Raw genomic sequence first — 24,202 nt, 5'->3', positions numbered from 1 at the left:
TTGCATAAAACGCTTGGTTTTTTAGAATAGTAAATAAAGGCTGCCGCACCTCTAGCGGCAATTGTCAGTTTATCATAAAAAGGGGCCTACATTATGTATCATTTATATTCACATAACGACTTGGACGGAGTAGGGTGCGGAATCGTAGCAAAATTGGCGTTCGGAAAAGACGTAGAGGTCCGGTATAACTCTGTCAACGGTTTAAACGCACAGGTGCAGTACTTTTTAGAAAAAGCGAAGGAGAGCAACAGACAGGACGCGTTATTCATCACCGATCTCGCCGTCAATGAAGAAAACGAAGAGAGATTGAATGAGTATGTTCATGCAGGGGGCAAAGTGAAGCTCATAGACCATCATAAAACAGCCCTTCATTTGAATGAGCATGAATGGGGATTTGTCCAGGTGGAATACGATGATGGAAGGCTCACATCCGCGACATCGCTTTTATATGGTTATCTCGTTGAAAATGGCTTCATGAAACCGACAAATGCCTTAGATCAATTCACAGAGCTCGTCCGCCAATACGATACATGGGAGTGGGAGCGGTACGATCAAAAACAGGCGAAGCGGCTTAATGATCTTTTCTTTTTGCTGTCAATCGATGAATTTGAAGCAAAAATGATCCAGCGCCTTTCCGCGCATGACGAATTTTTCTTCGATGATTTTGAAGAAAAACTGCTTGATTTAGAAGACGAAAAAATCGAGCGCTACCTCCGCAGAAAGAAAAGGGAAATGGTACAAACCTTTGTTCACGAACACTGTGTAGGCATCGTTCACGCTGAATCGTACCATTCAGAGCTGGGGAACAGGCTGGGGAAAGATAATCCGCACCTCGATTACATAGCGATTTTGAGCATGGGGTCAAAACGAGTCAGTCTCCGCACCATTCATGATTACATCGATGTGTCAGAAATCGCCGGCCGATATGGCGGCGGAGGGCATGCAAAAGCGTCCGGCTGTTCAATAACCGATGAAGTATACGAGTTGTTTGTAGCTGAAGCTTTCCGTATTGATCCTGTACGGCCGGATGCCTTCCGTAACATCTATAATCTAAAGGGATCTGCGAATGGATCATTATATGAAAATCGCGCACAAATGAGATTTTTTCTTTTCCCTTTAGACAACGAATGGAATATTCAAATTAACGGAGAAACCCAAGACGAAACATTCGCAGCGTTTGAAGAGGCAGAATGGTTTATTAAGAGAAATTATGCCGCATCGCTCGTGCGGGATGAAGTGTTTGTCGCATTTTTAGCGGAGAATCTGAAGCTGGCAAATCAACATCGGAAGTAAAAAAATATGCATAGGGGAGCGTCAGTCACCCCTATGCATATCTGCTAGCTATCGTTTAAATATGGCTGTACGTTTCTTAATCACAAAATAAAGGGCTATCACGACAACAGCCAATATCATAATCGGTGTTGTATAAGTGCCTGCTATATTCTCAACATCATCCCACTGGCTTCCTAGCTGTATGCCTAAATAAACAAACAGAATAGACCATGGAATGATAGCAAGCACAGTCAGTACCACAAATTTGAGAAAAGGCATTCTGGCAATACCTGCCGGAATGGATATGGCATGTCTGACAACCGGTATAAAACGAGCCGAGAAGACAACTCCGGCGCCGTATTTCTGAAACCAGTTTTCCGACATGTCGATATGATGCTTTTTAATCAATAAATACTTCCCGTATTTGTCCAGAAATGGCCTGCCGCCATAGCGGCCGATCCAGTAAATAAAGATCTGGGCAATGGTGCCCCCGATAACACCCGCAATAATTGCGCCAATAAATCCAATCGTGCCCTCCGATACCATATAGCCGCCATAAGCTAATACAATCTCACTCGGAATGATTTCAATCATTAACCCAATCGCAATACCCGCATATCCCATGTTCGTCAGCCATGTTAAAATTTCGCTTATCAAACTGCCCACATTCTTCACAACCTGTCCTAATCTTTTTCACTATTATATGACTGATTGACGAGCAAGATGGTTACAATTTTTTTACCGCAGCATTTCTTTCGTTTCCCGTTTGATCACATCTTCTAAATAGGCCAAAAGCTGAGATCTCATTTCGGGACGCATTAAGCCGATTTCGGTGCTCGCTTTAAAACAGCCTAGCTTATCGCCAATGTCATATCGATTTCCTTCCAGCAGCCGGGCATGGATCGGCTCCTTACGGCAAACCTCACGAAGCGCATCTGTCAGCTGAATTTCGTTGCCCGCGCCTCTGCCAATTGTCTTCAAAACGGAGAAGATCGAAGAATTCAGCACATAACGTCCCATCACTGCGATTTCCGAAGGCGCTTCTTCAGGAGAAGGCTTTTCCACTAAATCGTTCACTTCGTATATATGCCCTTGAGACCCTGATGTATTTATAATACCATATTTGCTGACATCCTCAGGGAGAACTGACTGTACACCGACAACCTCTGTGCCATAAACGTCATATACATCCATTAATTGCCGAAGAGCCGGTGTTTCAGACACCATAATATCATCACCTAAGAGAACGGCAAAAGGCTCATCTCCGATAAAATGCTCCGCACACAGCACCGCATGGCCTAATCCGAGCGGTTCTTTCTGGCGGATGTAATGAATGTTGGCCAAATCGGCAATCTGCTGCATTTCCTTAAGCGTCTCCGTCTTGCCTTTTTCCCGGAGATTGAATTCCAATTCCGCCGACCGATCAAAATGATCTTCAATCGAGCGTTTGTTTCTCCCTGTAATAATCAGTATATCTTCAATTCCTGACTCTGCGGCCTCTTCTACAATATATTGGATTGCTGGTTTGTCGACGATTGGGAGCATTTCTTTAGGCTGCGCCTTTGTCGCCGGCAGAAATCTCGTTCCTAAACCCGCTGCGGGTATAACCGCTTTTCTCACTTTTTTTCTCATTCATCTTCACTCCTGATCCTGTATGTTTTTCAGCGAATCTCCAAATACCCAGATTCGGTTTCCGATAAAATTCATCATCATTCCGCCGATAGTGGCGGCGAGCTTACTCACCAAAAGCGAGCAGCCGCAATTTTGAAACAAATAAAGCAGCAAAAAGGTGATCCCCGACGCGGCAATATTAATCATGAGAAAACGCACGATCTCTTTCCCGTCAGCCTTACCTTTCACACAAAACGTCCAATTCCGGTTCCACACATAGCTGTTGATGATACCTGCAGTATAGGAGCAGATCTGCGCCGGCAGATAAGAGACATGACAAGCGGTAAGAAGAAAGAAGACACCAAAATCTATCAGCGTATTGCCGACGCCTACGGTGCAAAAACGGCCTAATGTCTTTATTTTTTCTTTCAGCGTAACGAACCTCCCTTCATAAAAGATGCGAGTGGCAGTCATATTTGTTGATATGGATTACTATAGCGGACAGTGTTGAATAAACAATTAATAAAATATGAACAAAACATGAAAAAGCGGGTATACCGCTCAATAGTCTTATACTCTTGAAAAAACAGCCGCATTGAACGGCTGTTTTTTGTGTCTGAAAACATACAAATATAAACGGAGTGTTAGCCCCATCTTATCAATGAATAAATGTATCCAGTTCCTTTGTAGAATCGAACACTAACTCCTCCAAAAGTTTCTATACACAATTTTTTTAATGATGTAGGATGTTAGATAAAGGGATATCTTGGATAATGATGTAATCTCCGTTCAATGTGATTAGTGGGAGGCCATGAACAATCCTGTCTTTTTATTTTCTGGACAATGGTCGCTAGGAATGGGGAAGTTTTTTTGAACAATTTTGAAGGAGTGGTGCGATCTCCTCGAAGAAAGGAGAGAATGGAGACATATGAAGATGAGCTTTCAGAACAACTGGGAACATTGCTAAACAGCTTCCGGCTACTTTATGCGTGCAATCTTCGTGACCTGTTGTTATCAAATTCCAAAAGAAAATCCCCCATTTTAAGGAAAAAGGAGGATGTGAAGTGATGAGGAAAAAGTGTAGCGTATGTTTATGGATTCTAGTTTTATTATTGAGCTGCTTATCTGGGAAGTCTGCGTATGCTGCCACTAGTACTACAATTGCAAAACATATAGGGAATTCAAATCCGCTTATCGACCATCATTTAGGAGCGGATCCGGTTGCGCTGACCTATAACGGAAGAGTCTACATCTATATGTCAAGTGATGACTATGAATATAATAGCAACGGAACAATTAAAGATAATTCATTTGCCAATTTGAATAGAGTATTCGTCATATCTTCAGCGGATATGGTGAACTGGACAGACCACGGAGCCATTCCGGTAGCAGGTGCCAATGGAGCTAATGGAGGCCGTGGAATTGCAAAATGGGCAGGTGCGTCATGGGCACCGTCAATCGCAGTTAAAAAAATTAATGGCAAGGATAAATTCTTCCTTTATTTCGCAAACAGCGGCGGAGGTATCGGGGTTCTCACCGCAGACAGCCCGATTGGTCCATGGACCGACCCAATCGGAAAACCGCTCGTAACGCCAAGTACGCCAGGAATGTCTGGTGTTGTATGGCTTTTTGATCCGGCAGTATTTGTAGATGACGACGGAACCGGTTACCTGTATGCCGGCGGAGGCGTTCCTGGCGGTTCAAATCCAACGCAGGGACAATGGGCCAATCCTAAAACGGCTAGAGTCATAAAATTGGGGCCTGATATGACGAGTGTTGTTGGAAGTGCATCTACAATTGATGCGCCTTTCATGTTTGAAGATTCGGGATTGCACAAGTATAACGGAACATATTATTACTCCTATTGCATCAATTTCGGCGGCACGCACCCGGCCGATAAACCCCCGGGTGAGATCGGCTACATGACCAGTTCAAGTCCCATGGGCCCCTTTACATATAGAGGGCACTTCCTGAAAAATCCGGGTGCATTTTTCGGAGGCGGCGGAAATAACCATCATGCTGTTTTCAATTTTAAAAACGAGTGGTATGTGGTGTACCACGCGCAAACTGTCAGTTCCGCTCTGTTCGGGGCCGGCAAAGGATACCGTTCTCCCCATATTAATAAGCTGGTGCATAACCCAGATGGATCCATCCAAGAGGTAGCAGCAAATTATGCAGGTGTAACACAGCTTTCCAATTTGAATCCTTATAACCGGGTAGAAGCTGAAACGTTTGCTTGGAATGGACGCATTTTGACAGAGAAGTCCACAGCACCCGGCGGGCCAGTAAATAATCAGCATGTAACAAGCATTCAAAATGGAGACTGGATTGCTGTAGGAAATGCAGACTTCGGAGCGGGCGGTGCCAGGTCATTTAAAGCAAATGTAGCATCCACTTCAGGCGGGAAAATAGAAGTGCGCCTCGACAGTGCTGATGGTAAGCTTGTTGGAACTCTGAATGTGCCTTCAACAGGCGGAGCGCAAACCTGGAGAGAAATAGAAACTGCAGTAAGCGGGGCAACCGGCGTGCACAAAGTATTCTTTGTATTTACCGGAACAGGTACAGGAAACTTGCTTAATTTCGATTACTGGCAGTTTACGCAACGATAGCACGGATAATGGGACCGTTTAAAAACAGACGGGTTGATGCACCGGCCAACATACCGGAGCAGCCCGCCATTATGGATATGCCGGTCAGATTTTCTAATACAGTAAAAGACACATTACGAAGGAGAGGAATAAATGATTCCACGCATTAAAAAAACAATTTGTGTATTATTAGTATGTTTCACTTTGTTGCCAGTCATGTTAGGGCCAGGCGCTACTGAAGTTTTGGCAGCAAGTGATGTAACAGTTAATGTATCTGCGGAGAAACAAGTGATTCGGGGTTTTGGAGGGATGAACCATCCGGCTTGGGCTGGGGATCTTACAGCAGCTCAAAGAGAAACTGCTTTTGGCAATGGACAGAACCAGTTAGGATTTTCAATCTTAAGAATTCATGTAGATGAAAATCGAAATAATTGGTATAAAGAGGTGGAGACTGCAAAGAGTGCGGTCAAACATGGAGCAATCGTTTTTGCTTCTCCTTGGAATCCTCCAAGTGATATGGTTGAGACCTTTAATCGTAATGGTGACACATCGGCTAAACGGCTGAAATACAACAAGTACGCAGCATACGCGCAGCATCTTAACGATTTTGTTACCTTCATGAAGAATAATGGTGTGAATCTTTACGCGATTTCGGTACAAAACGAGCCTGATTACGCTCACGAGTGGACGTGGTGGACGCCGCAAGAAATACTTCGCTTTATGAGAGAAAACGCCGGCTCGATCAATGCCCGCGTCATTGCGCCTGAGTCATTTCAATACTTGAAGAATTTGTCGGACCCGATTTTGAACGATCCGCAGGCTCTTGCCAATATGGATATTCTCGGAACCCACCTGTACGGCACCCAGGTCAGCCAATTCCCTTATCCTCTTTTCAAACAAAAAGGAGCGGGGAAGGACCTTTGGATGACGGAAGTATACTATCCGAACAGTGATAACAACTCGGCGGATCGATGGCCCGAGGCATTGGATGTTTCACAACATATTCACAATGCGATGGTAGAGGGGGACTTTCAAGCTTATGTATGGTGGTACATCCGAAGATCATATGGACCTATGAAAGAAGATGGTACGATCAGCAAACGCGGCTACAATATGGCTCATTTCTCAAAGTTTGTGCGTCCCGGCTATGTAAGAATTGATGCAACGAAAAACCCTAATGCGAACGTTTACGTGTCAGCCTATAAAGGTGACAACAAGGTCGTTATTGTTGCTATCAATAAAAGCAACACAGGAGTCAACCAAAACTTTGTTTTGCAGAATGGATCTGCTTCAAACGTATCTAGATGGATCACGAGCAGCAGCAGCAATCTACAACCTGGAACGAATCTCACTGTATCAGGCAATCATTTTTGGGCCCATCTTCCAGCTCAAAGCGTAACAACATTTGTTGTAAATCGTTAAGAGCACAAAGACACACATAAATAATAGAGTGTCTAATAATAGAGTGTCTGAATTGGCGATTTTCCGATTGGGAAATCGCTTTTTTATTTTGTTGCTGAATTACAGGAAGAAGAAAGGAGTATATAAAAACAGCAAAGCTTTAATCTTCATCTTTTTTAGTTTACATAATATATATTCTAGGAAGTAAACAAAATAAATAAATTTCTGTCTCAATATCAAAGTATACTTAAGTTAGTGAGACAGAAATTGAAATTTTGAAATTTTACTGCTGAATGACAAATCAAAAAAATGGTGTTGTCAATCCATAATAAACGGCTTCTAAATCCTCCAGCGTCATATCGCCATATGCGCATTTGATAACAGAATCAGCAAACACATCATAGTCATAATCTGTAGAAAATCCTTGCTGCAACTGTTTTTCGTAAACTTCGATCTGATCTTTTTGATGCTGGATGTCTTTTTCCTTACCTGGATAGTCCGGACCATTTATCATATTACTCATTTTTTTGTACAGCACCATATACTGTTTCAGTATTTCATCCACAACGCAAACCTCCTATTAGATGATAAAAACGGACATCGTTACTGATGTCCGCCAAAAAAAGCTTAACTAATTTGGTTCTGTTCCCCAAATCAGTTTTCCTTGATCATATAATGTGATTTTTTTCGTTGTTTTAAACGTATTTGATTTGAAAAAGGAATAATCGCCGCTTTGTGCATAATTGCTCCAGTCATCATTGTGAAGACGGAGCTGAATATTCCCTGTGCTTGCTCCCGGTGCCAACGTTCCGTTTTTAAATCCAAGTTCCAGATAGGTATCTGCACCTTGCTTTGGTTTATGCAACGTCACAAACTTGTGTGTCACATTGCCGCATCCAATCTGCGCGTAGTCACAGTCAAAGTTTTGGCCTTTGTTTTTCGCTTTATACCAGTAACGGGCAGTGACATCTTTTAAATCAACCGTGGTATTGCCGTTATTTTTTATTTGAAGCTGCGGACGGATTTGGTTGCTGTTCATACTCCCATCCCCTGCTCTGTACTGTACAGAAATACCATTTTCCTGTGTGGGTTTATCTTTTGATGGCGTTTCAGGAATGTCCTTCGTCGAATCTTTGGTGCCGAGAATGTTTTCTCTAACGAATGTTCCTGAAGCAGATAAATCTGACAACCGCCAGCCGCCTGTTTTAGATGCCCCCGGCTTTAAAGCTGAGGATGATTCCTGCTTATCAGAAAGATTCCAGTTCACCCAGCTGATGGTCTTGCTGTCGAGATATTTCAGCCATTCCCTCGATTGATCAAGGAATACACCGCCATTGCCAGACGCGTCGCTTGTTCCCCACTCTGTCACAAAAATAGGTGCTCCTTTGCTGAGTGCATAGTTTGCTTTATCCCGTAAAAACTGGCCGTGAGTACCGGCGTAAAAATGAAGCGCGTACATAACATTTGCATCTTTTAGCTGGTCATCGGCAGCATCATTCACATCCTGGCTCCATGTACCGGTTCCGACAATGATGATGTTGTCTGGATCATTTTTGCGGATAACGGAAATCACTTCTTCCGCATATGGTTTAATATCACGCTTCCAGTTCACATCACCGTTTGGTTCGTTTGCAATTTCATAAATGACGTTTGGCGTGTTTCCGTAAAGGCTTGACATTTCCTTGAAGAATTCTTTTGCCTTCTCTTTATTTTGGTTTGGATTACCGTCATTTAAGATATGCCAATCAATGATGACATATATCCCAAGCTCTTTTGCCGCTTCAACCGCTTCTTTTACTTTATTTTTCACGGACGGGTTGTCAATATAACCGCCATCTGCCGTATACATCGCTGCACGGAAAACGGTGATACCCCAATCGTCCCTCAGCCATTTTAAGCTGTCTTTATTGACATATTCTCCATACCATTGCAATCCGTGTGAACTGATCCCCTTCAGCTGTACCGCTTTACCGTCTCGGTTAACGAGCTGTGTACCTTTTATGCTAAGCTGGCCATTCTTGGCTACTGGCGTTTTTGTCCCTGCTGCTGATGCCGGCGAAGCTATCATGCCGCCCATTGTCAATAACGTAATCAATAAACACGTAATAAAAATAGAGATTGACCGTTTCATATCTGATCTTTTCCTCCTTCGCATCATTTTGGCTCTCCACTTCTTATGAGCACGAACTCATTGTAAAAATCTTTCTCATGATTGTCTATCAACCTAATTTCTTGTTTTTGGGAGGTTTAAAAGCCTGTCAATTTGCTCTACCTCCAATGAATAAGACATACATGACACATATAGAACAAAGAAAACTGGACTGAATTGGGACTTTACACGTCATTTTTCATTCGAGTCGAAAAATTAAATTTATTTCCAATAATGAAAAAGCTGCATTCAACTATTGAATGCAGCTTTGTTTTATATTTAAATTATGCTTCTTGTTTCTCATCTTCCCATGTTTCAGCGTTTTTCAGCCCTGGGATGTTTTTCGCTTTAAACACAGGATCAAGTCCTTGCTTACGCTGTTTCGCGTAATCTTTATACACTTTGTAAGCAACGTTTGACAGCAGCGTAATCACAATTAAGTTGATCAGCGCCATGATACCCATAAAGAGGTCCGCCATATCCCAAACGATTTGGAAGCCTGATAAAGATCCATACACAACCATAGCAATTACAGCGATACGGTAAATGTTCAGCCATGTTTTGCTTGTTTTAATAAATTCAATGTTTGTCTCGCCATAATAATAGTTGCCGACAACTGAACTGAATGCAAACAAGAACATTGCGACTGCGATGAAAGTCGGCGCCCAGCCTCCAATATGATGGTTAAGAGCAGCCTGTGTGACTTGGATGCCGTCGCCTTTTGGCGTTACACTGTACAGCAAAATAATAAATGCTGTGGACGTACATATGATAAATGTATCGAAAAATACGCCTAATGTTTGAATAAAGCCTTGCTTTGCCGGATGGGATACATGAGCCGTCGCAGCCGCGTTTGGTGCGCTCCCCATTCCTGCTTCGTTTGAAAAAAGTCCGCGCTGCGCACCGATAACGATGATGCCGCCTATTCCGCCGCCGACGACTTGTTCAAAACCTAAAGCATTTTTAACAATTGTAGCGATAACGCCAGGGAAAGCCGTAATATTCGTGATGACAACAAATAAAGCGATAAGAATATAAATGCCTGCCATAACCGGCACAATTAGCTGTGAAACAGCGACAACACGTTTTAAACCGCCGAAAATGATAAACGCAGTTAAAACCGCCAGAACTATGGCTACAACTATTTTATTCACATGGAATGCGCCATCCAATGCTCCAGCAATTGTATTTGTTTGAACAGCGTTAAAAATCAAGCCGAATGAGACGGTAATTAAGATTGCAAAAACGATGCCAAGCCATCTGGCTCCAAGACCCTTTTGAATGTAGTAAGCCGGGCCTCCGCGGAAATCCTCCCCGTCTCTCACCTTATAAAGCTGCGCTAACGTACTCTCAACAAAGCTTGAAGCCATGCCTACTGCAGCTACTACCCACATCCAAAATACAGCGCCTGGTCCGCCTGTCGCAATTGCTAAGGCTACACCAGTCAAATTCCCTGTGCCGACTCGGGATGCGGCCGAAATAAAGAATGCCTGCATAGATGAAACACCTTTATTTCCTTCCGGCTTCTCCCCTACTATTCTGAACATTTCAATAAAATAACGGAATTGGATAAAACCAAAACGTATGGTAAAAAATAATCCAAGCCCTATTAAAATATAAAATAGGTAATTCCAGATGAAATCACTTGGAATATTAATTAAACTATTGAAAAAAGACTCCATATTTACCTCCCGTTTTCATCAATTCAACACGAATTCGATTTTGATGTTAGATTTTTTAACATAACGAGTTTTATTATATCACAATATGACGAATTAGGAAGTTTTTTCGAGAAGAATATTGTCGTAGCCAGATGTTACTCTGTCGACCCCTTCTCTATTATTTTCCTACGAATAAAAACATTCCTTGCAAGCTGGCTTTTAAAAAAGAGTGCCCTATTAACAATGTAATCATTTCTTCTCATTCTCTTGCCTTTCCCTTTGATTTAACACATAAATAAAGTAATAAACCCTAAACAACAAACATATCATTTAAAATATGTTTTTATTCACACCATAAACCGGGTATACATACGCTAATAAAAGAAGTTTTCTCTTTCAAAAATAAGCAAAAAGATATATACTTAACAAGGTTAAATTTATTTTTAAATTTAATAAATCACGTTTACTTTTAGGATGGATTGGGGTATTATTATAAAAATATTCAGTAATATTAAAGGAGGGGGAGATCATTTGAAAAAAGTAACGATATTGAAAGCATCCATCTTATTCTTGGCGATTGCCAGTTTTCATTTGTTCTCAATTCCCCACGCCTTTGATATCGGCCATCATTATAAAGCCGTAGCCGACCAGCAGGAAATGCATGAGATGAAAGTCGGCCAAAATGCTGATGATGAGAAGAAATCCATCACAGGGGCATTTACGCTGACCGCTTTATGGGCAATGGCTGTTCTGCTGCTGACCGCTGAAAGCAAAAGTACGGGATACTCCCGCAGACGTCAGCGGAAAAAAAGCTTTATACTGGCCAAATTTTATCAATCGTCTTATTTCGGCAAACTTCATGTTCAACATCACCCGATTATGTAACGAAAATATGAGGAGGCTGTTAAACATGTTGTTTATCTTAAGAATGGTGATTTTAGGCTTATTTTCTTTCACAGCGCTGAATTTATTTGTATGGCAGGGAATTGAAGTCATTCATGCTGTAACAGATCTATTCACCAACCATGAAAGCTGATAAAAAACAAACGAAACCCGCTCATATAGTATGAGCGGGTTTTTTATTATTGTTCTGTATGAAGGCGCCAAACAGCTGTAACCTTACCTGATTCCTCTTCATCAAAAAAGAAAGAGCCATTGCTGTATCTGTCGTTTGTCCGCAACTCTTTTGCCTGCAGTTCTTTTCTGTCGCCTTTTTCTGTTTCTGCCATTAGCCGCTGTTCAAGACCGCAAGCGAACAGTGCTACAACACGGTGAGGATTCTTTTTCAGTTCCCTTAGCATTACGACACCGCGTTTTGCGCGGGATGTCTTCTCGAACTCAGAAAGACTCATGCGTTTTACCGCTCCCCGCTGTGTGAACAAGACAATTGAATCAGATTGCTGAAGGATCTCACCGGAGACAACAAAGTCATCCTCTTTTAAGTTAATCCCTTTGACACCTGCCGCACGTGCGCCAACTACATTCACTTCGTCTTCTCCAAACCATAGGCCGTACCCTAAGTGAGTGGCCATAAAGATCTGGCTTTCCCCATTTGTTACATGTACATCAATCAGTTCATCTTCACCCTTCAGATTTAAGGCCACAAGCGCCTTAGAATAACGCTGTGCTTTATAATGGGTGAGCTCTGTCTTTTTCACCATCCCGTTTTTCGTAAAGAATAGAAGATATGCCGACGGATCAAATTCTTTTATCGGTATGGCCTTTACAATCGTTTCATCACGGTCAATAGTGATCAGATTTGAAAAATGCTGGCCCATGTCCTTCCATCTGATATCAGGCAGCTGGTGAACAGGACAATAGATGTAGCTTCCTTTGTTCGTAAAGAGCAGCAGCACGTCTGTCGTATTCATTTCAAACTGATGCAGCATCCTGTCCGTATCTTTCATTCCGAAGTCCTGACCGTTGGAAGCGGCAAATGAGCGCTGGCTCGTCCGTTTTAGGTAACCATCCTTCGTAACGGTTACATATACATCCTCAGATGCAACCATGACTTCGAGATTGATTTTAATTTCTTCAATTTTTTCTTCAATCACGGAGCGTCTCGTATCTGCATATTTCTTTTTCAGTGCTTTTAAGCTGTTTGTAATCACTTTTAGCAGTTTTTTATCATTGCTCAGAATAGATTCGAGCTCTTCAATTTTTTTACCGAGCTCTTCTGCCTCTTCCTTAAGCGCTGTGATATCGGTATTGGTTAAACGATATAGCTGCAATGACACGATGGCTTCAGCCTGAGGCTCTGTAAATTCATATTTGGCGATCAAATTGTTTTTAGCGTCACGTTTATCGCTAGAAGAACGGATTGTTGCAATCACTTCATCCAAAATAGACAAAGCTTTCATGAGCCCTTCTACGATATGATGTCTGTCTTTAGCTTTTTGAAGCTCGTAAACGGACCGGTTTGTGACAACTTCCTTTTGGTGTCCGATATATGCATCCAAAATAGACGGCAGGCTCATCAGCATCGGACGGCGGTTATGGATAGCCACCATATTGAAGTTATATGTGATCTGCAAATCAGTATTTTTATATAAGAAATTCAAAATGCCTTTGGCATCAGCTTCTTTTTTCAGTTCAATGACCACTCTCAGCCCTGTTCGATCCGTTTCATCACGAACCTCTGAGATGCCTTCAACCTTTTTATCAATACGGAACTCGTCCATTTTTTTTACAAGGTTTGCTTTATTTACTTCAAATGGAATTTCAGTAATGACAATTTGTTCTCGTCCGCCTCTGATTGTTTCAATTTCAGCCTTTCCGCGGATAATGATTTTTCCTTTTCCGGTTTCGTAAGCTTTTCTTATCCCGTCAACGCCCTGAATAATACCGCCTGTCGGAAAATCAGGCCCTTTAATGACTTCCATGAGTTCATCAACAGAGCAAGATGGCATTTGAATACGCTTAATGACAGCATCAATGACTTCTCCCAGATGATGAGGGGGAATGTCGGTCGCGTATCCTGCTGAAATCCCGGTAGATCCGTTGACCAATAGGTTAGGAAACATCGCCGGGAGTACGACAGGCTCCTTGCTTGTATCATCAAAGTTCGGCACAAATTCAACCGTGTTTTTGTCAATATCCCGAAGAAGCTCAGATGCAATCGGAGATAATCGTGCCTCTGTATAACGCATGGCTGCCGGGGGATCTCCGTCGATACTTCCATTGTTTCCATGCATTTCGATTAACACATTACGAACTTTCCAATCCTGGCTCATCCGCACCATTGCTTCATAAACCGAGCTGTCACCGTGCGGATGATAGTTACCGATGACATTACCGACCGTTTTGGCCGCTTTTCTGAAGTTTTTATCAAACGTGTTTCCATCTGTATGCATCGCATACAGAATTCTGCGCTGTACCGGCTTTAATCCGTCTCTCGCATCGGGCAGCGCCCTGTCTTGAATAATATATTTACTGTAGCGTCCAAAACGGTCGCCGATCACCTCTTCTAATGGTAAATCATGAAATAATTCTGGCTGTGACAATCATTAAACCTCCTCAGCGACCGATAAGTTTTCATTTTCTAAAATATTGCTTTCTTCATCTAAGCCAAAAGCGACGTTTTTCTCAATCCACTTTCTGCGCGGCTCTACTTTGTCTCCCATTAACGTCGTCACACGTCTTTCTACACGTGCCGCATCGTCAATTTTGACCCTAACAAGTGTGCGGGACTCCGGATTCATCGTCGTTTCCCACAGCTGGTCTGCGTTCATCTCTCCAAGACCCTTATATCGTTGAATGGTATAGCCTTTGCCGACTTTTTTCAGGACATCACCCATCTCTTCATCAGACCATGCATATTCAATGATTTCCTTCTTCCCGCTTCCTTTACTGACCTTATATAAAGGTGGCAGTGCAATGAACACCTTGCCATGCTCAATGAGCGGTTTCATATAGCGATAGAAAAAGGTAAGAAGCAGCACTTGAATATGGGCGCCGTCAGTATCGGCATCGGTCATAATGATGATTTTGTCGTAGTTGATGTCATCGATTGAGAAATCTGCTCCGACTCCTCCGCCGATCGCATGAATGATCGTATTGATCTCTTCATTTTTAAAGATATCAGCAAGCTTAGCTTTTTCTGTATTAATGACTTTACCGCGTAAAGGCAGTACCGCTTGGAATCTGCGGTCTCTTCCCTGCTTGGCTGACCCGCCTGCTGAATCTCCCTCAACGAGATACAATTCATTTTTTGCCGGGTTTCTTGAACCCGCAGGCGTCAGCTTTCCGCTTAAAGTCGCTTCTGATTTTTTTCGTTTTTTGCCGCTTCTTGCTTCTTCACGGGCTTTGCGTGCCGCTTCGCGCGCCTGGCTCGCCTTGATTGCTTTTTTGACAAGAAGCGTTGCGGTGTCCCGATTTTCCTCTAAAAAGTAAGCAAGCTGCTCTGAAACAATCGCATCAACTGCTGATCTTGCTTCACTGGTACCGAGCTTTCCTTTTGTTTGTCCCTCAAATTGAAGAAGCTCCTCAGGAATGCGGACAGAAATAATGGCTGAAAGCCCTTCCCTTATATCGGTGCCTTCAAGGTTCTTATCCTTTTCTTTCAGCAAAGCCACTTTTCGCGCATATTCATTAAAAGCACGCGTCATCGCAGTTTTTGCACCTGACTCATGCGTCCCGCCGTCTTTTGTTCTGACATTGTTGACAAACGACAAAATATTTTCAGAATAACCATCGTTAAACTGGAACGCAAAGTCCACTTCTATAGAATGATGCTCACCCTCAAACGAGACCACTTCAGACAAGACGTCTTTTTCTTCATTTAAGTAAGCAACAAACGCTTCTATGCCGTTTTCATAATAAAAGACCTCATGCTGGTCATTGCGTTCATCAATCAGCTCAATTTTCAGTCCTTTTAACAAAAACGCAGACTCTCTTAAGCGCTCAGAGAGCGTTTCAAAATTATAAGTGGTTGTGCTGAACATCGTTGGATCTGGCTTAAAGTGTGTAAGAGTTCCCGTCTTTTTTGTTTTGCCGATCTTTTCGAGAGATGTAACCGGTTTTCCTCCATTTTCAAATCGCTGCTGATAGACAAAACCGTCCCGCTCAATGGTAACCGTCAGCCATTCAGATAAAGCATTCACGACTGATGCACCAACTCCGTGGAGCCCGCCGCTTGTCTTATAGCCGCCTTGGCCGAATTTTCCTCCGGCATGAAGCACCGTTAAAATCACTTCAGGGGTTGGTTTGCCGAGCTTATGCATTCCGGTCGGCATGCCGCGGCCTCTATCCTGTACAGAAATACTATTGTCTTTATGTATTTTGACGATTATGTGATCTCCATGGCCGGCAAGCACCTCGTCGACAGAGTTATCTACAATTTCATAAACCAAGTGGTGCAAACCCCGCGCGTCAGTAGAGCCAATATACATACCCGGCCTTTTCCTGACAGCCTCAAGGCCTTCGAGCACCTGTATGGCATCTTCGTTGTAATCAAATTGCTGTTTTCTAGCCAAACGTACAAACCCCTTTCAAAAACTAACATTGTCTTTCTCTTTTTCAGTGTTACACATCATTTGTATATAAGATATTTTTTATAAACCTCGCCTCGAGCCAGTACTGCCTTGGACTCCTCATTATAACCAATATGTTTGCAATCGCAACATAGAGCTAACGAATCAGTTCTTCTCAAAACATCGGCTAGTGCTGTTTTTACACCATAAGAACGTATGTTTGTTTATTATATATAAAGCAGCAGACCTTCGCAAATCGAACGGCCGAAACCCAGCTGGACAAGGTATTCAAAAAAAGCTGTTCAAGCTTTATTGTATCTGTTTCACCGTAATACGCAAACAATATCTTAAAATTAAAAAGCAAAAATCCTTGAATTTACAAGGATTTTTGCAGTTCTGCACCTATTTTGTTACAGCGTGTGCCACTTTTATGCACAGATCCATGATAACCGTTCTGCCTTTTTCTTTTAGCATCTGGTATGCTTCCTCATTAACTAGCCCTTGCTGTGCCCAAAATACTGGCGCATCTGTCTCTAAAAAATCTTCCGCCACTCCAGGAAGCTGTTCTGAGCGCCGGAATACATTTACGATGTCAATCGGACCGTCAATCTCTTTTAAAGATGAAACGGCTTTGACACCTAGGGCCTCATCAATTGTCGGGTTCACAGGGATAATTTCATAACCCGCGTCCTGCATTGCTTTTGAAACCATATGTGATGTTCTATCCGGACGGTCTGAAAGCCCTACTACCGCTATACGTTTGCTTCTTTGAAGAATCTCTTTAATTTCCGCTTTAGAAGGGTTTTGCATCGTGTGTCACTCCTTTTTTACTTATTTTACACGATCAAAACAGGAGAAATCAAAATATGATGCATGTTTGATTGGATTTGTAAGCAAACTTTACAAAAAAACTTATCATCAGATCATGACATCTCATGTTAAAATAAAAAGAAGGGAATTTGAAAAAGGAGAAATGTAGATGTTAATTGCTTTATTGATTATTTTGGCCTACTTGATAGGTAGCATTCCATCTGGCTTAATTGTGGGCAAGCTTGCCAAGGGAATTGATATTCGGGAGCACGGAAGCGGCAACTTAGGCGCTACCAATGCATTCCGTACATTGGGTGTAAAAGCTGGTTCGGTCGTCATAGCCGGAGATATTTTGAAAGGGACACTGGCAACTGCATTGCCTTTTCTCATGCATGTTGATATTCACCCGCTTCTTGCAGGAGTCTTTGCGGTTTTAGGCCACGTGTTTCCCATCTTCGCCAAATTTAAAGGCGGTAAAGCCGTGGCGACATCAGGAGGCGTTTTGCTATTTTACGCACCCCTGTTATTTATCACGATGGTTGCGGTATTCTTCATCTTTTTATACTTGACTAAATTTGTTTCTCTCTCATCGATGTTAACAGGGATCTATACTGTTATATATAGTTTCTTTGTCCATGATACGTATTTATTGATTGTCGTTACCCTGCTCACTATTTTTGTGATATACAGACACCGAGCGAACATTAAACGAATTATCAATAAAACAGAACCTAAAGTAAAATGGTTATAAGCTTAAAAAACTTCTCTTTTGACACAGAATAGCCTAATACGTTTATAATAGAGAAAATTCAAATGAAGAACAAAGGGGTGTTCTGTTATGAATATGACAATTAACGAAGACGCATTGAACTGGTATAAAGAAGAACTCGATTTGGAAAGCGGAGACCAGGTTCGCTTTTTCGTCCGCTATGGTGGCTGCAGCAACGTTCAAAAGGGTTTTTCTCTCGGTGTAGCGAAAGATGCCCCACAAGAGGCTGGAGTCACTGCAGAAGCTGACGGCATTACCTTCTTTATTGAAGAAAGTGATTTATGGTACTTTGATAACCACGACCTTCTCGTCAGCTATTCAGAAGACGCTGATGAACCGGTTTTTGAATACCAATAAAAAAGAACGCACATCATGTGCGTTCTTTTTTTACAAATGAAATCGTATAAGATGATCGGTTAGGTTTTCTTGTTCCAAAATATATTTTTGGGTCTCACCCAATAGATCAAAGTGAGGAAATTCACTTTTCTTATGGATCCATTCTTTTTTTAACCCGTATGCCGCTCCCCACTGAACCAGCTTATCAATGTCTGCACAGCCGACTTTTGTCACAGTCCTTGCTTCTGGAAATCGGTCATCCAGCCAGTAATGTGTTAAAAATGCGATTTCTCCTCTTTTCACTGCTTGTTTCCACCGGTTAAGTTCCTCCCGTTTCACACCAAACGCCATATCCCATTCACTTCCCTATTTTTTGGCCTTTTCATATGATGTGTGCCAATCAGGAAAAGCTTTGCGGAATTGAATTGGCTTAAAGCTTTCTTTATCCACACAAATATGAGATGAGGTGGCTTTGATGGAAAGCTCACCGGCCGGATTATAAATGTGATAACCATAGACGGTTTTAAAGCCGTTATATTCCTCTATCCATGTATGTACAACCGCGGTTTCTCCGTAATGAAGCGGCTTTTTATAGGAAATGTTGATATCAACGACTGGGGACAGAACGCCTCTTTTTTCCATATCACTATATAAAAAGCCTAAGTCCTTAATCAAGGCCGTTCTGCCGACCTCCATCCACACAAGATAATTTGCGTGATAGACAATTCCCATTTGATCTGTTTCTGCATAACGCACTTCTATTTCTTTTATTGATACATGCAAGATTACTCTGCTCCCTTAACGTCAATTTAGCCCCATTTTACCATAATCAAATCAGAAAGAAAAAAACCAGGTTTCCCTGGTTTTTTAAGAACGGTATCCGTTTTGTCTCGCTGCAGATTCGTCCTGTATTTCATTACGAAACGCTTCAATGCTCTGTTCGCGTCTTGCATTTTTTTCTTTGATACGCTGTTTATCTTCTCCTGAAGCAAACTCCATTGATGCTTCTGCTTCTTCTATATTTTCAATTGTATTTTGAACCATATCCTGCAATTTTTCCACATTGTCAGAGCGATCATCAGGATTAGGCTGCTGATATTGATTTTGGTTCTTTGTCATTCGGATGTACCTCCTAGAAATAAACTCGAATTTTCGCTACTCGCCTTTTGTCTGCATGATAATCGGCCGCTGTCCTGAAGTATCATGCATTTTTTCCCCTTTATTGGCTTTATATTTTACAGGCTTTGTACCCAAGTGGCTTGGAGCATATTGAGGCTGACCGTTTTTCTTGTTGTTTCCCATGTTTATCCCTCCTCAACAGATAGGTTTCTCAAAAGGAGGGGTAAACATGAATACAAATTAAAGGTTATTTTTGCTTAAATCGCTGTTCAAGCTTTTCCTCAAGCTGATTTAAATACTCTGTATTGGTCATAAGCTCTTTTTTGTTTTCCATGACGAGCTCATGAAAAGAACGTTTTCTCATCTTCTTCACGCTTCTCACCTCCGCATATTCTTTTATTTTTTCCAATTCTGAAAACTTGTAAGCATATCTGAGCATAAAAAAAACTGAATCTAATCAAGATCCAGTTTTCGTTCCATTTCTTTTTTTGTCATGGTGCCAACGTGTATGTCTTGGATAACACCTTTTTCATCTAAGATATATGTCGTTGGATATGACATCACGTTATAGTCAGCATTGATCCCTTTTTTATCAATCAGAATGGGGAATGTTAAATCATACGTATCAGCAAACGCTCGGACCTGTTTCTCACTTTTCTCAGCTGAAGTGAAATTTACCGCAACAACCGCAAGTTTGTCGGCGTACTCTTTTTGCAGCTTTTCCATCGCAGGCATTTCCTGACGGCACGGTTTACACCAAGTTGCCCAAAAATTGAGCAGCACTTTTTTGCCTTTTGCATCCTGTAAAGAGCTTTTCTCTCCTGACAGCGTTTTCAAAGAAAAATCAGGTGCTTGTTTCCCCTCTTGAATTCCGACTTCTTTTTTGCTGTATGTTTGATATAAATTCCATCCCGTATAACCGGCAAGCATGATAAGCAGGATCCCTGCGAGCCATTTTTTCAGCATATGCCACCTCCGCAGCACATTGTGTCATAAAAAGAAGAGAAAGCGAAATGCCTTCTCTTCCTATTGATTCATCAGGACTGCTTCATTTTTTCACGAAGCACCATTTGAAGGATGCCGCCATGGCGGTAGTAATCAATTTCAACTTCACTATCAAAGCGGACGACTGCTTCAAAAGTTGTTACATTGCCGTCTTCATTGATTGCTCTTACAGTTACAAGGTCACGAGGACGAACTGTTTCATCAACATCTACCTCAATGACTTCTTTACCCGTTAAGCCGAGTGTATCCGCATTTTCACCTTGTTTAAACTGAAGCGGCAGCACACCCATGAATACAAGGTTGCTTCTGTGAATTCTTTCGAAGCTCTCTGCAATGACCGTTCTGATGCCGAGAAGGTTTGTTCCTTTTGCAGCCCAGTCACGTGAAGATCCCATACCATAGTCTTTTCCTGCTAATACAACAAGACCAGTTTTATCTTCTTTGTATTTCATGCACGCATCATAGATGGATGTTACTTCACCAGTCGGCCAGTACGTTGTAAATCCGCCTTCTGTACCCGGTGCAATTTGGTTTTTGATGCGAATGTTTGCAAATGTTCCTCTCATCATGACTTCATGGTTTCCGCGGCGGGAACCGTAGGAGTTAAAGTCACGAGGAGAAACACCTTTTTCTTGCAAGTACTTTCCGGCAGGCGTATCTTTTCCGATTGCCCCCGCAGGAGAAATATGGTCAGTTGTGACTGAATCACCGAATTTACCGACAACACGCAAACCTTTTAATGGTTCAACCTTGCCCGGCTCAACAGACATTTCTTCGAAGAATGGCGGATTTTGAATGTAAGTTGACTCGCTATCCCATTTATATAAAGCTTCATCTGTTGTTTCAATTTCGTTCCAGCGCTTGTTGTCATCAAATACTGTTTCATACTCTTTGCGGAATAGCTCTGGCGTAACAGTTTGCTTAACAAGTGCATTGATTTCGTCCATTGACGGCCAAATATCATTAAAGTATACGTTTTGACCATCCTTGCCCACACCGATTGGATCGGTTTTCAAGTTAATGTTTACCGTTCCAGCCAGCGCATATGCCACAACAAGCGGCGGTGAAGCAAGATAGTTGCCTTTAACAAGCGGGTGAATACGTCCTTCAAAGTTACGGTTTCCGGAAAGGACAGACGTAATCAGAAGATCATTTTTCGCAACCGCTTCTTCAATTTCCGGTGAAAGCGGGCCTGAGTTCCCGATACATGTTGTACAGCCGTACCCAACGAGGTTAAAGCCAAGCTCTTTCATGTATGGAAGAAGGCCTGAATTCACAAGATATCCTGTAACAACTTTAGAACCCGGTGCAAGTGACGTTTTCACGTAATTAGGCACCTTAAGCCCTAACTCAACCGCTTTTTTCGCTACCAGTCCGGCGCCGATCAGAACGTATGGGTTTGATGTATTTGTACAGCTTGTAATCGCAGCAATGGCGATCGCACCCGTTTTCATAACTGTTTCTTCACCGTTAAGGAGTTTAAACTTAATTTCTTTATTTTCTTCCTCAGCATTTAAACCGAATCCTTGGTTACCTGCAGGGCTGACTAAGTGCTTTTTAAACGTTTCCTGCATAGCAGATAGCGGGATCAAATCCTGAGGACGCTTTGGACCCGATAAGTTTGCTTCAATTTGAGACAGGTCAATTTCAACCACATCAGTAAATTGAGGGTCTTCCGCATCTGGAGTGTAGAACAAGCCATTGCTTCTGCAGTATGCTTCAACAACATCAATATGTTCAGGATCACGGCCAGTCAGGCGCAGGTAGTTAAGCGCTTCTTCATCTACTGGGAAGAATCCGCATGTAGCACCGTATTCCGGAGCCATATTCGCAATTGTTGCGCGATCTGCAAGCGGCAGTTCAGCAATTCCCGGTCCGAAGAATTCAACAAATTTACCGACAACGCCTTTTTCACGCAGCACTTGTGTTACTTTTAACGCCAAGTCAGTAGCTGTTGTTCCGTTTGGAAGCTTGCCGACAAGTTTCGCGCCGATTACCTCTGGAACTGGGAAGTAAGAAGGCTGTCCAAGCATTCCCGCTTCAGCTTCAATTCCACCGACACCCCAGCCGAGAACACCGATACCGTTAATCATTGTTGTGTGTGAGTCTGTTCCGACAAGCGTATCAGGATACGTTACAAGCTCGCCGTCTTCTTCAATGGCATGGACAACACTTGCCAAGAACTCAAGGTTGACCTGGTGCACAATACCTGTTGCAGGCGGTACTGCCTGATAATTGTTAAACGCTTTCTTTGCCCAGCTTAAAAATTTGTAGCGCTCTGCATTTCTTTCGAATTCCAAGTCCATATTTACTGCTAATGCATCTTCTGTACCCGCTTTATCTACCTGTACAGAGTGATCGATAACGAGATCAACAGGAATTTCAGGGTTGATTTTATCAGGATCTCCGCCGACAGCTGCCATTGCTTTACGCAGTGAAGCCAGATCTACTACTGCCGGAACCCCTGTGAAGTCTTGTAAAATAACACGAGACGGTTTGAACGGAACGTCGATATCCTTTAATTCGGCAGTTCCCCATTTTGCCAAATTTTCCACGTGTTCTTTTTTGATAACGAAGCCGTCAACTTGACGCAATACTGATTCTAAAAGAACTTTGATGGAATAAGGAAGCTTCGAAACCTTTCCTATACCTGAATCTTCTAACGCTTTTAAAGAGTAGTAATGATATGTTTTCCCATTTGTAGTAAACGTTTTTCTCGCTTGGAAAACGTCTTTTGCTGCAGTTTTTTGCTCGTTTGCCATTCTCCAAAATCCCCCTTCAGATCAGATCATTCTCAGATGAACATTACATTCCATCACAATTTTCTCACAATTTCATATTAAAACAAAATCATACATAAGTAAATATCAATGTTTTTATTAAATACAATAAGTTCGACTTATGAGAAAAATGTACCGGTAATTTTTACTGTTTACGCTCTCTCATATAACACAATAAAAGAAGCCATATTATGATTGAGGTGATAATGATGGTCAAAAGAAAAGCGAATCACGTCATTAACGGAATGAATGACGCAAAAAGCCAAGGCAAAGGCGCCGGCTATATTGAAAACGACCAGCTTGTACTGACTGAAGCAGAACGCCAAAATAACAAAAAAAGAAAAACCAATCAATAACACCGAACTCTTTTAAGGAGGTTCTCATTTTATGACCAATAAGAATACAAGTAAAGATATGCATAAAAACGCCCCCAAAGGACACAATCCCGGCCAACCTGAGCCTCTAAGCGGAAGCAAAAAAGTAAAGAACCGAAACCATACAAGACAAAAGCACAACTCAAGCCATGATATGTAAGAAAAGCAGACCTTAGTGTCTGTTTTTTTATGCGTTCACCCATTTATAATCCACCGCATATGATGTTAAGCAAGGTTGATATGTGGAGGAATGCTTCCATGGACCATTCAAAACGCAACGATGCAAATGATTTCGATAGTATGGATGAATGGCTTCGGCAATTTTTTGAAGACCCCTTCGCCTGGTACGACGAAACATTGCCTATTGATTTATATGAAACAAGTCAGCAGTATATTATAGAAGCGGATCTGACTTTTTTACAGCCTACACAAGTAACAGTTACCCTTTCTGGATGCGAGTTCATCTTAACTGTCAAATCGTCAGGACAGACTTTTGAAAAACAAATGATGCTTCCTTTTTATTTTAATGACAAAACCATTCAAGCCGAATGCGAAAATCAAATACTCACAGTCGCCGTCAATAAAGAAACAGAAGATGGCTCTTCTTTTTCTCTTCAATTTCCTCTCAGCTAAACATAAAAAGTCACTTTCATCCCCTATTATGAAAGTGACTTTTTTTTCCGTCCATTTATCGTCAAATACCCTCTAGTGACTCTCCCATGGCCAAATAGCAGATTCACTATACAATAGAATATGATCTACTATCTCTTTTGACTAGACGTCTATCACTTTTTTCTATTCTTTTTTTACTGTGTTCTTCTAATCTCTCTTCGTATACAATATGGTTAGAATAAGG

General features: G+C 42.0%; 26 protein-coding genes. 10 read left to right on the top strand and 16 right to left on the bottom strand.

Going from position 1 to position 24,202, the window contains the following annotated elements:
- Positions 1-93: 93 nt before the first annotated feature.
- The gene (gene nrnB, locus NSQ83_RS10010) at positions 94-1,293 is read left to right on the top strand and encodes an oligoribonuclease NrnB (RefSeq protein ID WP_017696504.1); all 1,200 of its coding nucleotides are present in this window, start codon (positions 94-96) and stop codon (positions 1,291-1,293) included.
- Between the two features lie 48 nt (positions 1,294-1,341).
- On the opposite strand, the gene NSQ83_RS10005 is transcribed toward nrnB, so the two are convergent.
- From NSQ83_RS10005 to NSQ83_RS09995, 3 genes are all read right to left on the bottom strand, one after another.
- Positions 1,342-1,938, bottom strand: coding sequence for a DedA family protein (locus NSQ83_RS10005; protein ID WP_003231529.1), 597 nt, complete (start codon positions 1,936-1,938; stop codon positions 1,342-1,344).
- A 72-nt stretch (positions 1,939-2,010) separates the two neighbouring features.
- Positions 2,011-2,904, bottom strand: coding sequence for a UTP--glucose-1-phosphate uridylyltransferase GalU (gene galU / locus NSQ83_RS10000; RefSeq protein ID WP_085187645.1), 894 nt, complete (start codon positions 2,902-2,904; stop codon positions 2,011-2,013).
- 6 nt (positions 2,905-2,910) lie between these two features.
- Entirely contained in the window at positions 2,911-3,357 is a 447-nt protein-coding gene (locus NSQ83_RS09995) for a GtrA family protein (RefSeq protein WP_080529371.1), read from the bottom strand.
- A 593-nt stretch (positions 3,358-3,950) separates the two neighbouring features.
- On the opposite strand from NSQ83_RS09995, the gene xynD reads away from it, so the two are divergent.
- Positions 3,951-5,492 (top strand): alpha-L-arabinofuranosidase, encoded by a 1,542-nt coding sequence (xynD, locus tag NSQ83_RS09990; RefSeq protein WP_198879133.1) that lies wholly within the window; start codon positions 3,951-3,953, stop codon positions 5,490-5,492.
- A 132-nt stretch (positions 5,493-5,624) separates the two neighbouring features.
- A complete protein-coding gene (locus NSQ83_RS09985) occupies positions 5,625-6,893 on the top strand; it encodes a glycoside hydrolase family 30 beta sandwich domain-containing protein (RefSeq protein ID WP_198879134.1) in 1,269 nt (422 codons plus the stop codon).
- 280 nt (positions 6,894-7,173) lie between these two features.
- Here NSQ83_RS09985 and NSQ83_RS09980 read toward each other — a convergent pair whose 3' ends face one another.
- From NSQ83_RS09980 to NSQ83_RS09970, 3 genes are all read right to left on the bottom strand, one after another.
- The gene (locus NSQ83_RS09980; RefSeq protein ID WP_003231535.1) at positions 7,174-7,437 is read right to left on the bottom strand and encodes a YnfE family protein; all 264 of its coding nucleotides are present in this window, start codon (positions 7,435-7,437) and stop codon (positions 7,174-7,176) included.
- Positions 7,438-7,503: 66 nt separating this feature from the next.
- Complete coding sequence (gene eglS, locus NSQ83_RS09975; protein WP_003231540.1) at positions 7,504-9,003, bottom strand: endo-1,4-beta-glucanase EglS; 1,500 nt, start codon at positions 9,001-9,003, stop codon at positions 7,504-7,506.
- Between the two features lie 302 nt (positions 9,004-9,305).
- Complete coding sequence (locus NSQ83_RS09970) at positions 9,306-10,703, bottom strand: alanine/glycine:cation symporter family protein (protein WP_015383775.1); 1,398 nt, start codon at positions 10,701-10,703, stop codon at positions 9,306-9,308.
- Between the two features lie 510 nt (positions 10,704-11,213).
- Between NSQ83_RS09970 and NSQ83_RS09965 the strand changes: the two genes are divergently transcribed.
- Both NSQ83_RS09965 and NSQ83_RS09960 read left to right on the top strand, forming a co-directional pair.
- Entirely contained in the window at positions 11,214-11,567 is a 354-nt protein-coding gene (locus NSQ83_RS09965) for a hypothetical protein (protein ID WP_198879135.1), read from the top strand.
- Positions 11,568-11,592: 25 nt separating this feature from the next.
- Positions 11,593-11,718 carry a hypothetical protein gene (locus NSQ83_RS09960; RefSeq protein WP_003231548.1) on the top strand — a complete coding sequence of 42 codons (126 nt, stop codon included), beginning with the start codon at positions 11,593-11,595 and terminating at the stop codon, positions 11,716-11,718.
- Positions 11,719-11,764: 46 nt separating this feature from the next.
- On the opposite strand, the gene parC is transcribed toward NSQ83_RS09960, so the two are convergent.
- The 3 genes from parC to NSQ83_RS09945 form a co-directional block, all read right to left on the bottom strand.
- On the bottom strand, positions 11,765-14,185 hold the full coding sequence (gene parC / locus NSQ83_RS09955) for a DNA topoisomerase IV subunit A (protein WP_014479945.1): 2,421 nt from the start codon (positions 14,183-14,185) through the stop codon (positions 11,765-11,767).
- A gap of 3 nt (positions 14,186-14,188) precedes the next feature.
- On the bottom strand, positions 14,189-16,156 hold the full coding sequence (gene parE, locus NSQ83_RS09950) for a DNA topoisomerase IV subunit B (RefSeq protein ID WP_014479944.1): 1,968 nt from the start codon (positions 16,154-16,156) through the stop codon (positions 14,189-14,191).
- 399 nt (positions 16,157-16,555) lie between these two features.
- On the bottom strand, positions 16,556-16,963 hold the full coding sequence (locus NSQ83_RS09945) for a CoA-binding protein (RefSeq protein ID WP_198879136.1): 408 nt from the start codon (positions 16,961-16,963) through the stop codon (positions 16,556-16,558).
- 169 nt (positions 16,964-17,132) lie between these two features.
- Here NSQ83_RS09945 and plsY point away from each other — a divergent pair, with 169 nt between their 5' ends.
- Both plsY and NSQ83_RS09935 read left to right on the top strand, forming a co-directional pair.
- Positions 17,133-17,714 carry a glycerol-3-phosphate 1-O-acyltransferase PlsY gene (plsY, locus tag NSQ83_RS09940; RefSeq protein ID WP_003231560.1) on the top strand — a complete coding sequence of 194 codons (582 nt, stop codon included), beginning with the start codon at positions 17,133-17,135 and terminating at the stop codon, positions 17,712-17,714.
- Between the two features lie 87 nt (positions 17,715-17,801).
- Entirely contained in the window at positions 17,802-18,089 is a 288-nt protein-coding gene (locus NSQ83_RS09935; protein ID WP_003231562.1) for a HesB/YadR/YfhF family protein, read from the top strand.
- Between the two features lie 30 nt (positions 18,090-18,119).
- On the opposite strand, the gene NSQ83_RS09930 is transcribed toward NSQ83_RS09935, so the two are convergent.
- The 7 genes from NSQ83_RS09930 to acnA all read right to left on the bottom strand — a co-directional run bounded on the left by NSQ83_RS09930 (position 18,120) and on the right by acnA (position 22,954).
- A complete protein-coding gene (locus NSQ83_RS09930) occupies positions 18,120-18,419 on the bottom strand; it encodes a hypothetical protein (RefSeq protein ID WP_080529366.1) in 300 nt (99 codons plus the stop codon).
- Positions 18,420-18,434: 15 nt separating this feature from the next.
- Positions 18,435-18,851: a YbgC/FadM family acyl-CoA thioesterase gene (locus NSQ83_RS09925; RefSeq protein ID WP_029726675.1), complete on the bottom strand. Its 417-nt coding sequence runs from the start codon at positions 18,849-18,851 to the stop codon at positions 18,435-18,437.
- 84 nt (positions 18,852-18,935) lie between these two features.
- On the bottom strand, positions 18,936-19,187 hold the full coding sequence (gene tlp, locus NSQ83_RS09920) for a small acid-soluble spore protein Tlp (protein ID WP_003231568.1): 252 nt from the start codon (positions 19,185-19,187) through the stop codon (positions 18,936-18,938).
- A gap of 36 nt (positions 19,188-19,223) precedes the next feature.
- Positions 19,224-19,370: an acid-soluble spore protein SspN gene (gene sspN / locus NSQ83_RS09915; protein WP_003231569.1), complete on the bottom strand. Its 147-nt coding sequence runs from the start codon at positions 19,368-19,370 to the stop codon at positions 19,224-19,226.
- Positions 19,371-19,434: 64 nt separating this feature from the next.
- The gene (locus tag NSQ83_RS09910; protein WP_003244964.1) at positions 19,435-19,560 is read right to left on the bottom strand and encodes an FbpB family small basic protein; all 126 of its coding nucleotides are present in this window, start codon (positions 19,558-19,560) and stop codon (positions 19,435-19,437) included.
- 80 nt (positions 19,561-19,640) lie between these two features.
- Positions 19,641-20,153, bottom strand: coding sequence for a redoxin domain-containing protein (locus NSQ83_RS09905; protein ID WP_029726674.1), 513 nt, complete (start codon positions 20,151-20,153; stop codon positions 19,641-19,643).
- A gap of 71 nt (positions 20,154-20,224) precedes the next feature.
- Positions 20,225-22,954 carry an aconitate hydratase AcnA gene (gene acnA / locus NSQ83_RS09900; RefSeq protein WP_021479772.1) on the bottom strand — a complete coding sequence of 910 codons (2,730 nt, stop codon included), beginning with the start codon at positions 22,952-22,954 and terminating at the stop codon, positions 20,225-20,227.
- A gap of 227 nt (positions 22,955-23,181) precedes the next feature.
- Here acnA and sspO point away from each other — a divergent pair, with 227 nt between their 5' ends.
- From sspO to cotM, 3 genes are all read left to right on the top strand, one after another.
- Positions 23,182-23,328: an acid-soluble spore protein SspO gene (gene sspO, locus NSQ83_RS09895; protein ID WP_003244839.1), complete on the top strand. Its 147-nt coding sequence runs from the start codon at positions 23,182-23,184 to the stop codon at positions 23,326-23,328.
- A 31-nt stretch (positions 23,329-23,359) separates the two neighbouring features.
- Complete coding sequence (locus NSQ83_RS09890) at positions 23,360-23,506, top strand: small acid-soluble spore protein P (protein ID WP_003221237.1); 147 nt, start codon at positions 23,360-23,362, stop codon at positions 23,504-23,506.
- A gap of 80 nt (positions 23,507-23,586) precedes the next feature.
- Positions 23,587-23,979 carry an outer spore coat protein CotM gene (gene cotM / locus NSQ83_RS09885; RefSeq protein WP_072174018.1) on the top strand — a complete coding sequence of 131 codons (393 nt, stop codon included), beginning with the start codon at positions 23,587-23,589 and terminating at the stop codon, positions 23,977-23,979.
- The last annotated feature ends 223 nt before the right edge of the window (positions 23,980-24,202 follow it).

It is taken from the genome of Bacillus sp. PS217 (assembly GCF_037963535.1).
GTDB lineage: Bacteria > Bacillota > Bacilli > Bacillales > Bacillaceae > Bacillus > Bacillus subtilis.
This window is presented reverse-complemented; position numbering and strand designations above follow the sequence as displayed.